This is a genomic window from Stenotrophomonas sp. GD04024 (assembly GCF_029837545.1).
GTDB classification, from domain to species: domain Bacteria; phylum Pseudomonadota; class Gammaproteobacteria; order Xanthomonadales; family Xanthomonadaceae; genus Stenotrophomonas; species Stenotrophomonas forensis.
Window position 1 is genome coordinate 1 of the sequence record NZ_JAOEDV010000115.1, and the last position, 10,605, is coordinate 10,605.

11 protein-coding genes are annotated in these 10,605 nt (G+C 68.1%); 2 read left to right on the top strand and 9 right to left on the bottom strand.

Going from position 1 to position 10,605, the window contains the following annotated elements; translation table 11 throughout:
- Nucleotides 1-20: 20 nt before the first annotated feature.
- From N7590_RS20925 to N7590_RS20935, 3 genes are read right to left on the bottom strand one after another with little or no spacing between them, the layout of a single operon-like run.
- Entirely contained in the window at nucleotides 21-599 is a 579-nt protein-coding gene (locus N7590_RS20925) for an O-methyltransferase (protein WP_164242899.1), read from the bottom strand.
- A 5-nt stretch (nucleotides 600-604) separates the two neighbouring features.
- Nucleotides 605-2,260, bottom strand: coding sequence for a ubiquinone biosynthesis regulatory protein kinase UbiB (ubiB, locus tag N7590_RS20930; protein ID WP_279935861.1), 1,656 nt, complete (start codon nucleotides 2,258-2,260; stop codon nucleotides 605-607).
- Nucleotides 2,257-2,892: an SCP2 sterol-binding domain-containing protein gene (locus tag N7590_RS20935; protein WP_004153599.1), complete on the bottom strand. Its 636-nt coding sequence runs from the start codon at nucleotides 2,890-2,892 to the stop codon at nucleotides 2,257-2,259. The genes ubiB and N7590_RS20935 overlap by 4 nt, the downstream gene beginning before the upstream one ends.
- 457 nt (nucleotides 2,893-3,349) lie before the next feature.
- On the opposite strand from N7590_RS20935, the gene ddlA reads away from it, so the two are divergent.
- Nucleotides 3,350-4,441 carry a D-alanine--D-alanine ligase gene (gene ddlA / locus N7590_RS20940; RefSeq protein WP_164242445.1) on the top strand — a complete coding sequence of 364 codons (1,092 nt, stop codon included), beginning with the start codon at nucleotides 3,350-3,352 and terminating at the stop codon, nucleotides 4,439-4,441.
- A gap of 96 nt (nucleotides 4,442-4,537) precedes the next feature.
- Here ddlA and N7590_RS20945 read toward each other — a convergent pair whose 3' ends face one another.
- The 3 genes from N7590_RS20945 to oleC all read right to left on the bottom strand — a co-directional run bounded on the left by N7590_RS20945 (nucleotide 4,538) and on the right by oleC (nucleotide 7,423).
- Nucleotides 4,538-4,693: a DUF1328 domain-containing protein gene (locus tag N7590_RS20945; protein WP_004153593.1), complete on the bottom strand. Its 156-nt coding sequence runs from the start codon at nucleotides 4,691-4,693 to the stop codon at nucleotides 4,538-4,540.
- 82 nt (nucleotides 4,694-4,775) lie between these two features.
- Complete coding sequence (gene oleD, locus N7590_RS20950; protein WP_049458119.1) at nucleotides 4,776-5,768, bottom strand: 2-alkyl-3-oxoalkanoate reductase; 993 nt, start codon at nucleotides 5,766-5,768, stop codon at nucleotides 4,776-4,778.
- On the bottom strand, nucleotides 5,765-7,423 hold the full coding sequence (gene oleC, locus N7590_RS20955) for an olefin beta-lactone synthetase (RefSeq protein ID WP_053448486.1): 1,659 nt from the start codon (nucleotides 7,421-7,423) through the stop codon (nucleotides 5,765-5,767). Before oleC ends, oleD begins: the two co-directional genes overlap by 4 nt.
- Nucleotides 7,424-7,527: 104 nt before the next feature.
- Here oleC and N7590_RS20960 point away from each other — a divergent pair, with 104 nt between their 5' ends.
- Complete coding sequence (locus N7590_RS20960; RefSeq protein ID WP_049458121.1) at nucleotides 7,528-7,959, top strand: YkgJ family cysteine cluster protein; 432 nt, start codon at nucleotides 7,528-7,530, stop codon at nucleotides 7,957-7,959.
- A 100-nt stretch (nucleotides 7,960-8,059) separates the two neighbouring features.
- Here the strand turns inward: N7590_RS20960 and N7590_RS20965 are convergent, their stop codons facing one another.
- From N7590_RS20965 to N7590_RS20975, 3 genes are all read right to left on the bottom strand, one after another.
- On the bottom strand, nucleotides 8,060-8,950 hold the full coding sequence (locus N7590_RS20965; RefSeq protein ID WP_164242446.1) for an alpha/beta fold hydrolase: 891 nt from the start codon (nucleotides 8,948-8,950) through the stop codon (nucleotides 8,060-8,062).
- A gap of 140 nt (nucleotides 8,951-9,090) precedes the next feature.
- Nucleotides 9,091-10,107 carry a 3-oxoacyl-ACP synthase III gene (locus N7590_RS20970; protein ID WP_004153587.1) on the bottom strand — a complete coding sequence of 339 codons (1,017 nt, stop codon included), beginning with the start codon at nucleotides 10,105-10,107 and terminating at the stop codon, nucleotides 9,091-9,093.
- A 102-nt stretch (nucleotides 10,108-10,209) separates the two neighbouring features.
- A complete protein-coding gene (locus tag N7590_RS20975) occupies nucleotides 10,210-10,527 on the bottom strand; it encodes a DUF4156 domain-containing protein (RefSeq protein WP_005407628.1) in 318 nt (105 codons plus the stop codon).
- Nucleotides 10,528-10,605: the final 78 nt, after the last annotated feature.

Consider the following 10,605-nt stretch of genomic DNA (forward strand, 5'->3'; position numbering starts at 1 on the left):
CAAGCGGGGCGGCACGGCAGTCAGGCGTTGCGCACCGCCAGCAACTCGCCATTGCCCACCGGCACCAGGCTGGTGCTGAACGCCTCGTCGGCAGCCAACAGGGCGCGCAGCGGTTCCATCTGCGCGGCGTGCGAGATCGCGTTGTCCACCACCAGCAGGCCACCGGGCCGCAGCACGCGCCGCAACTGCGGCCACCAGCCGGCGTACTGTTCGCGGTCCGAATCGAGGAACAGCAGATCGAGGCTGGCCTCGGCGGCCTGCGCAAGCCACTGCCCGGCATCGGCGTGGACCAGCGTGATGCGCCCTGCCAGGCCACTGCGCGCGAACGTCGCTTGCGCCATCGCCACCTTTTCTTCGGCGCACTCCAGCGTAGTCACGTGGCCGTTGATGGCGGCGGCGGCTTCGGCCAGCCAGAGCGTGGAGTAGCCGTTGGAGGTACCGATTTCCAGCACCCGACGAGTGTTGCCGAAGCGCACCAGCACCGACAGGAATTCACCGGTGTCGCGCGTGATATTGAGCATGCGGCGGCCACGCTCGCTTTCGCGTGCGTCGTTGTCGGCGCCGAAGCGGGCCAGTTCGTCCTTGAGTGCCTGCAGCATGGGGCCTACTTCCACCACGCGCGCAGCAGCGCCACTGCGCCGAGCGCCCCGGACAGCCAGCTCCACGCCGGCACGTCGCCCCAGTACCAGCCCGGCGGTTGCAGCACGTACATCAGCGCCGCGATGGCCAGCAGGCCAACGCCGGTGATCGCACCCACCGCGCGTTTCTGCAGGCGCTGCAGGCTGGCATCGAGCGCCACCAGATCGCGCGAGCGCATCGCCAGTTCATGGCGGCCTTCCACCTGCTGGGTCAGCCAGGCGTGTACCAGGCGCGGCATGTCCGGCGCATGGGTCATGATTTCCGGCAGGCGCTTGCCGATCTCGCGCACCACCCGGCGCGGGCTGTAGCGCTCGCGCAGGATCTTCGCCAGCACCGGCTTGGCCACTGCCCAGATGTCGATCTGCGGATCGAGCTGGCGGCCGACACCTTCGATGTTCAGCAGGGTCTTCTGCAGCAGGATCAGCTGCGGCTGCAGGGTCAGCTGGTAGCGCTGGGCCACGCGGAACAGCTTCATCAGCACTTCGGCCAGCGAAATCTGCGACAGCGGGCGGGTGAAGTAGGGTTCGCACACCGAACGCACGGCCGCTTCCAGATCATCGATGCGCACGTGGTCCGGCATCCAGCGTGCCTGCACGTGCAGTTCGGCGATGCGGCGGTAATCGCGGTTGAAGATGGCCATGAAGTTCTCGGCCAGGTAGTACTGATCTTCCTGCGAGAGCTGGCCCATGATGCCGAAGTCCAGCGCGATGAAGCGCGGGTTGGCACGGCGCGCCGGATCGGTATCGACCCAGATGTTGCCGGCGTGCGCATCGGCATGGAAGAAATTGTCGCGGAATACCTGGGTGTAGAACACCCGCACGCCCTTGGCGGCCAGCGCCTTGCGGTCGATGCCGGCCTTGTCCAGCGCGGCGATGTCATCGGACGGAATGCCCCATACGCGTTCCAGGGTCAGCGCACGCTCGGCGGTGTGGCTCCAGATCACTTCCGGTACGTACAGATCGTCGCTGTTTTCCCAGAAGCGGCGCAGCACGCTGGCATTGGCGCCTTCGCGCTGCAGGTCCAGTTCGGCAGCCAGGGTGTTCTCGACTTCGGCCACCACTTCACGCGGGCGGATCTTGTCGGCACGTGGATGGGTGCGCTCGACCAGCGCGGCCAGCGAGTTGAGCAGGGCGATGTCGGCGTCGATCTGCTTCTCGATGCCTGGGCGCAGCACCTTGACCACCACCTGGCGGCCGTCGGCGAGCGTCGCTGCGTGCACCTGCGCGATCGAGGCCGAAGCCAGCGGTTCGGTGTCGAAGCTGGCAAACGCCTCGCTCACCGGCAGGCCGAGTGCTTCCTCGACGATGCGGCGCGCGGTATCGCCATCGAACGGCTTGACCCGGTCCTGCAGCAGGGTCAGCTCGTTGGCCACGTCCGGCGGTACCAGGTCGCGGCGGGTCGACAGGATCTGGCCGAACTTGACGAAGATCGGGCCCAGGTCCTGCAACGCCAGGCGCAGGCGAGCGCCGCGCGATTGTGCGGCAATATCGGCCGAAGCGCGCGGCACGAACGGCTTGGCCAGGCGCAGCCAGCGCTCGGCCGGCGTGTCCTGCAGCAGATCGTCGAGGCGGTAACGCAGGATCACCCGGCCGATGCGGCTGGCCCGCAGCACGGCCTTCATGCGGCACCCCGCAGGCGCTGGACGCGCGCGCCCAGGCGCTCGACGTCATCGCGCAGCACGTCCACGTCGTCATGGAAGGCATCCAGCTCGGCACGCGGCACCACATCACGCGATTCCTCGGTGATGAATTCGGCTGCGCTGTGGGCCAGGTCGATCGCGCCCTGGCGTGCGTGCTGCAGCGCGCTGCGCAGGGTGTTGGCGACCTGCACGCCCAGCACCTCGCCGAATACGCTGACGAACGGCTGCTGCCAGTCCGGATCGAAGCCCTTGGCCAGCTGCTGCAGGCGGCGCGCCAATTCGGCGTCGCCGGCTACGCGCACGCGGCCCTTGCCGGTGCTGTCGGCGCGGCGCGCGTTGGCCAGCAGTGGCAACTGCGCCAGCACGCCGGCCAGGCTGCTGCGCACTGCCAGATCGGCTTCCTGCGTGTCGACCGGGCCAACCCGCAGCTGATCGCCCTCGACGCTGATGCGCATCGCCAGCGAAGGCGCTTCCAGGGTCAGGTCGATATGCCGGCCGTCGAGGCTGGCCAGCGCATGGCGGGTATCCGGATCCAGCGCGAGGGCGCGGTTCAGGGCGATCTGCAGGGCGCGGCCGGCGACCGGCTTGAGGGACTTGAGCAGGGAGAGAGCCATGTGCGCATTCTACCTGCGTGGGTGGGGGGCTTGGGCCGGGCTGCCGCCCGGCACCCGCAGAGGCAACGACAACGGCAATAGCCGAAGCGACAGCAACAGCGGGCATTCCGTGGGTTGGCGGGGTGGGTCCGGTTGCGGGGGACGCCGTAAACCCCCCTCCGGGGTCCGGCCCAGCCGCTGGCGGCTGTGCGTTCGGGCGCTTGCGAAGCAGTGCTTCGCAAGCGAAGCGCCCTCACCCTTGGGGGCTTGGCCGCGGCATCCATGCCGCGGACACCCCCGCAACCGGACCCACCCCGCCTTCGACAGGTTCCTGCTGGTGTGGGTGGGTGTCGACCTTGGTCGACACGGTAGATCCACGCCATGCGTGGATGGATATCCGGTTCATCTGTGCCTCACCTGGGTGGCAGCGGAAGGTTCATGCTTTACGGCCACGCAACGCACAGGACATCGCAACACCATGGCACGGACCCGGGTCGGCATCATCTTCGGGGGCAGGTCCTCCGAGCACGAAGTTTCGCTGCAGTCGGCGAAGAACATCCTCGATGCCCTCGACCGCGAGCGCTTCGAGCCGGTGCTGGTCGGCATCGACAAGCAGGGCCAGTGGCATCTGAGCCAGCCGGACACCTTCCTGCTCAATGCCGATGATCCGTCGCGCATCGCGCTGCATCGTTCCGGGCAGTCGCTGGCGGTCCTTCCCGGCACGGAGCAGGCGCAGCTGCAGCAGCAGCCGTCCGATGCGGCCAGCGTGCTGGGCCAGATCGACGTGGTGCTGCCGATCGTGCATGGACCGCTGGGCGAGGACGGTGCGCTACAGGGCCTGCTGCGCATGGCCAACCTGCCCTTCGTGGGTTCGCCGGTGCTGGGCTCGGCGGTGGCGATGGACAAGGACGTGACCAAGCGCCTGCTGCGCGATGCCGGACTGCAGGTAGCGCCGTGGCTGTGCATCCGTCGCCATCAGGCGGCGGCTGTCGATGTCGAGGCGGTGATCGCCCAGCTTGGCCTGCCCCTGTTCGTGAAGCCGGCCAACCAGGGTTCATCGGTCGGCGTAAGCAAGGTCAAGGAGGCGGCCGGCTTTGCCGAGGCGCTGGAACTGGCGTTGCGCTATGACCACAAGGTACTGGTGGAGTCGGCGGTGGTCGGCCGCGAGATCGAGTGCGCGGTGCTGGGCAACGCGCGACCGCAGGCCAGCCTGTGCGGCGAGGTGGTGGTGCACGACGAGTTCTATGCGTACGACACCAAGTACATCAACGATGGCGGTGCCGACGTGGTGGTACCGGCGGCCATCGACGCTGCCACCCAGGCGCGCATCCAGCAGATCGCGCTGCAGGCCTACCAGGCGCTGGAGTGTGCCGGCATGGCGCGCGTGGATGTGTTCCTCACCGCAGACGGCGAGATCGTCATCAACGAGGTCAACACGCTGCCGGGCTTCACCCGCATCAGCATGTACCCGAAGTTGTGGGGTGCCAGCGGCGTGGACTACACCAGCCTGATCACGCGGCTGATTGAACTTGCGCTGGAGCGCCATGGGGCAGACAGGCAGCTTCTGTAGCGTCGAGCCATGCTCGACGAAGGGCGTGCCGACCAACGGGCGGCACCCACCGGAGAAAACAGTGCCGGCCAGCGGCCGGCACTACCCTGCGGTCTTCTACCCGCGCTTGCGGAACATCGAGATCACCGCCAGTACCAGGAACACAACAAACAGGATCCAGGCGATGTTGCTGGCGGCACCGGCAATGCCGGAGAAACCGAGCACGGCGGCGATGATGGCGATGACAAAGAAAATGACGGCGTAATGCAGCATGGCGCTCCTCGCAGATGTCCGGGCCGTTGGATGGCGTGGGTCCATCCTCCCGATCTGGCGGTGTGCAACCGGTGATGGCGATCTATGCGGCAGATGAAGCCTTCAGCCTGCGCAGCCCTTCTTCGATGCTGACCTGCGGCACGTAGCCGAAATCGCGACGTGCCGGCTCCATGCTGTACCAGTGCGGCGTACACAGCTGCTCGGCCAGGAAACGGGTCAACGGCGGTTCGCCACGCAGGCGCAGCAACGGCCACAGCCGCTCGCAGACCGCACCGATGCGATAGGCGGTCCTGAAGCTGATCGCCTTGTCCACCGTCGGCGCCCCCACGGCGGCCAGCAGCTTGTTGACCAGCTCGCGCATCGGCAGCGGTTCGCCGTTGGAGATGAAGTACGCCTTGCCGGCGCAGGCCGCGCCCGGTGCCAGGGCTTCGAAGGCGAGGAAGTGCGCCAGCGCGGCGTTGTCGATGTAGGTGGTATCGACCTTGTTGTTGCCATCGCCCACCAGGCGCAGGCGACCCTGCCGTGCACGCTCGGCCAGGCGCGGCACCAGCTGCTGGTCGCCCGGCCCCCAGATCAGGCGCGGGCGCAGCGCTACCGTCGCCAGCGTCGCATCGTTGGCGGCCAGCACGCGTTGCTCGGCAATCGCCTTGGTCGCCGCATACGGCGCCTGGAAATCCTCGCCATACGGCACCTCGTCGGCGCCGAGGCCTTCCACCGGATGGGTGGCACGGTGGGTCACGCTGGGCGTGGAGGTGTAGACCAGCCGGCTGATGCCATGCGCGCGGCACGCGGCGATGACGTTGTCGGTGCCGACCACGTTGGCCTGGTGGTAGCTGTCATAGCTGCCCCAGGCGCCAGCCTTGGCGCCGTTGTGGAACACCGCATCGACGCCAGCCACCGCATGCAGCACCGCCTGCGCATCGGCCAGGTCGCCACGGATCTGGCCCACGCCCATCGCCTGTAGTTCCGGGTAGTGGCTGCGGTTGAACGCCAGCACCTGGTGGCCGCGTTCGACCAGCCCGCGGCACAGCGCCTGGCCAAGGAAACCACCCCCACCAGTGACCAGGATCTTCATGCGCGCTTCTCCAGTTCGGCGCTGGCCCAGACGGCGAGCTTCTCGCGGCCGATCTTGGCGTTGTGACGGATATCGACCGGGAAGGCCGGATGCACCAGGAAGTGCTGCAGGCCGGCCTCAGGCACGCGGGCTGCTGCGTGAGCGCGCAGTGCTTCCTGCAGTGCCGGGCTGTCGGACTGGCCACGCTGCAGTTCCACGCACAGCACCGGCACCTGCGCACCTGCGGCGCCAACACCGACCAGCGCGCTGCGCGCCACGCCGGCGACGGTGTTGAACACCGGCTCGACCTGCTCGGTGTACAGCGGCCCGCGTGCGGTTTCCACGCGCTGCGTCTTGCGCCCGCAGAACCACAGGCGGCCCTGTGCATCGAAGTACCCCACGTCGCCCATGCGGTGCACGATGCGGATGCTGCCATCGGCCAGGGTTTCGCTGATCTTCGCTGCCGCGGTCGCCTGCGGGCGGTTGAAATAGCTGTCGGTGGTGGTCGGCCCGGCCACGGTGATCTCGCCCACCTCGCCGGTGGCCAGCACGCGTGCCTGCCCCCAGTCCGGCAGCGGGGCATCATCGATGGCGATGATGCGCACCTCGTTCGGCTCCACCACGCTGCCCACGCAGGTGCCGGCGCCGGCCTCGGTGGCGGCGCGGGTGCGCTCCAGCTCGCGGCCTTCAACCACGGCCACCGGCAGGCACTCGGTGGCGCCATACGGGGTCCAGAACTGCGCATCGGCCGGCAACAGGCGGCGGATGGTGGCAACCACGTCCGGCGGCACCGGCGCACCGGCCGACGTCACCCGGGTCACGGTCGGCAGCGGGCGGCCATGCCTGGCCAGCACGCGCATGAGGGCCGGTGAACCGAACAGCTGGGTCACGCCGAAGCGCTGGATAGCGTCGTGCAGGCGCGCCGGATCGGCCTGTGCCGGCCGCGTCGGGTCCATGTCCGGGATCACCGAGGTCAAGCCCAGGGCCGGATCGAACAGCGCAAACGGCGGGAAGGTCGGCAGGTCCACCCCACCGGCTTCCATGCCGAACGCGCTGCCCAGCAGCTGGATCTGGCCGACGAAGTGGCGGTGACGGTAGACCACGCCCTTGGGCACGCCGGTGGAGCCGCTGGTGAACAGGATCGCCGCCATGTCCTCGCCATCGGTGCCGGCCAGCATCGGCCCACCATTGGCGCCTGCGCGCTCGAGTGCGGCCAGGGTGGTTCCGCCCCAGCCGAGGCGGCGGCCGACAGTGACCAGGCGGGTGGCCGAAGGCGCCCAGCGCAGCGCCAGCCGCGCCACATGCGCCAGCGGGATACCGATGAAGGCCTCCGGCTGCGCCTCGTCCAGGCACTGCTTCAGCGCGCGCCTGTCGATGCCCGGGTCGACCAGCACCGGCACCGCGCCCAGCTTGAACAGCGCGAACATCAGCAGGAAGAACTCCGGCGACGGCCGCACCATCACCACCGTGCGCACGCCGCGGCCGATGCCGTAGCCGGCCAGGCCGGCCGCCATGGCATCGCTGCGCGCGTCCAGCTGGCGGTAGTCCAGGGTCACGTCATAGGCCGCCATGCCATTGCCGGCACCGCGACGGCCGGGGCAGCGGATGGCGATCTGGTCGGGGCGTTCGCGAGCCAGTTCAGGCAGGCGGGCCGCAATGTTGCAGGGTCCGTTCATCCGTTCATTGTCGCCGCTTACGGAATTTCTTGCGCGGCGGCCCACTTCGTGGAAAATCCGCACCCTCGTTCCTGATTCCGACTGCCGCCCGAGGCGGCTTGCCCATGCAACATCCCTGCATGACCTGCGGCGCCTGCTGCACCCAATACCGCGTGGCCTTCCACTGGATGGAATCGGACGAGGTCACCCCCGGCGGCGTGCCGCACCAGCTCACCGAGGTGCTCGACCCGCATCGCCTGTGCATGCGCGGCACCCACTCCAAGCCGGTGCGCTGCGTGGCGCTGGATGCGCAGATCGGCGTGTATTCACGCTGCACCATCCACCCCAACCGGCCCAGCGTGTGCCGCGAGGTGGATGCGTCGTGGGAGTACGGCAAGGCCAGCCCGCAGTGCGACAAGGCGCGCATCGCCTATGGCCTGGATCCGCTGACGCTGGCCGACTGGCGCTGGCGCGACGAGGCCGGGAACGATGACGGCCATCCGGACGACAACGGCAACAGCCCGTCCTCACCACCGCAGGCACCGGTGGCCGCGTAGTGGTAGTGCCGGCCGCTGGCCGGCAAGCGCGCTATGCGCGCCGGGTTCATGACGTTGCCGGCCAGCGGCCGGCACTACCAGGATCCGACCCGGGAACCGATCAGATCGGGTTGTTGTCGAGGAACGCGCGGATTTCCGGCACCAGCACGTCGTGCTTGTCTTCCAGCACGTAATGGCCGGCATCCTCGAAGGCATGCACCTGGGCCAGCGGCAGCGCGGCCTGGAAGCCCTTCAGGAAATGATGGTCGAACACGAAATCGCGCAGGCCCCAGCCGAGGAAGGCCGGGCGGTCGGCGAACGACGGCAGCGCCTTGCCGGCGCGCTCCAGCAGCGACCAGGCCTTGTCGGCCGGTGACAGCGGGATGTCCTGCATGAAGCGGATGGTGCTGATGCGGTTGGCGTAGCTGTTGTACGGCGACACATAGGCACGGCGCACATCGGCCGGCATCTTCCGTTCCACGCCCAGCCACGATGCGCCGGATGAGAACGCGTTGAAGGTGCGGATGATCCACTCACCGATCTTCCAGTGGCGGCCCAGCGCGATCTGCCACGGCATCTTCTTCGCCGCCGGCATCGGGAACGCAGCCGTGTTGAGCACCACCAGGCGCTTCACCTGGTCATGGTGCGACAGCGCCCAGCCGAAACCGATCATGCCGCCCCAGTCGTGCACGGCCAGGGTCACCGGGCCGGTGATGCCCAGGTGCTTCAGCAGCGCATCGAGGTCGTCCACGCGCGACTGCAGGGTGTATTCGTAGCGGCTGTCGTCCGGCTTGTCCGACAGGCCCATGCCGATGTGGTCCGGCACGATGCAGCGGTACTTGTCCGACAGGCCGGCCACCAGCGTGCGCCAGTAGTAGCTCCACGACGGATTGCCGTGCACCATCACCACCACTTCGCCGTCGCGCGGGCCTTCGTCGAGATAGTTCATCGACAGGCCGGGGCGCACGTCGAAACGCTGCGGGTGGGCGGGGTAACCGGGAAGATCGCGCATGCGGAGCACCTAGGGAGAATCGCGGCGCGGTATAGAGCCGAGCCGATGTTCGGCTGCTCTCCGGTCCGCTGCGGAAGAGCCGCGCTGCGCGCGTGAGCCGAGCATGGCTCGGCTCTACAGGAGGTCGGGCAGCGGGCTGCTTACCAGACCACTTCAGCCATCGAGCAGTTCAGGCCCGAGCCGATGCCCAGAAGCGCGATGCGATCGCCCTTCTTCAGCTTGCCCAGCTGCTTGAGCTTGCTCAGCACGATCGGTACCGAGGCCGGACCGATGTTGCCGTGCTCGCCGAAGATGGTCATGACCTTCTTCGGGTCGATGCCGAAGTTCTTGATGAACGCAGCGGTGTGCGGCTGGCTGACCTGGTGGATCACGAACTGGTCCAGCTCTTCCACGGCCCAGCCCAAGGCGATCTTGGCGGCGGTGAAGGTCTTCTGGGCCAGCTTGATGCCTTCGATCAGCAGCAGGCGGGTATCGGTGACCATGCGGTCCAGGTTGCCCAGGCACAGCTGGTTCCACTCGGTGGCCGAGCGGGTCACGCCGCCCTTGTAGCGCGGGGCGTCCGGCACCAGCTCCGAGCGCGCCATCACCATCGCGGCGGCGCCCGAACCGGTGGTCAGCGCGGCCAGTTCGTTGCGGAAGTCGTCGGCGGTGACGTCCGGGGCGGTCATGCGCTCCAGGGTCTTCTCGTACACCAGGTTGGCGGTTTCGCCATCCACCACCAGCGCGTAGTCGATGTCGCCGCGCTCGATCATGCGCGCGGCGATATCCATGCCGTTGATGAAGGCCAGGCAGGCATTGGCAACGTCGAAGGTCATGCACTCGTCGCTGACGCCAAGGTTGCCCGAGACGATCGACGCCGTGGACGGCTCCAGGTAATCGCGGCTGACCGAGGTGTTGACCAGCAGGCCGACCTGGGTCGCGGTGATGCCCGCGTCTTCCAGTGCCTTGCGCCCGGCCATGGTGGCCGCATCGGAGGCCAGCACGCCGTTGTCCCACAGGCGGCGCGCGTGGATGCCGGCGATGTCGCCGAGCACGTCGGTGCGGATACCCAGGCGGTCCAGCGTCGGCTGCAGCCGCTCGTTGATTTCCTTGGTCGTCAGCGTATGCGGCGCGTCGACGTGTGCCAGGCCGGCGATCGAGACATTCTTGAAGAGCATCGAGGTTAGCGCCAAGGCTCAGGCAAAAGGGGGCGCTATTCTATAACTCCCGGGCTTTCACCGCATCTTTACGAATTCAGCCTTGCCCGTATGGTGAAGCGTTCAGCGCGGCGGGCACTGGAACGCGGCGAAGCGCTGGCTGCCGTCGGCGGGGGCCGCTGCGGCCTGCACGGCGTTGGCGCCGGCACTCGGGGCCTCGTTGCGGGCCAGGGTTTCCAGCTCTTCCTGCACGCGCAGCGGGTTGCGGTTGTAGAAGCCGACCTTGCTCTTCACGGTGACCACCACCTCGCCCTTGGCGATGCAGCCGGCCGGAACCGGGCCTGCCGGCAGCACGCGGGTCGCCTTGCCGGCCGGTTCGATCGGCACCCAGGTGCAGGCAGTGACGGTGAGCAGCAGGGAGGAAAGCAGCAGAACGCGCATGGGCAGATCCTGGAAGGGTATGGGGGGGATTCTGCCTGAACAGCCTGAATCGGGGGTAGCCGGGCTCGGGGTCGGATC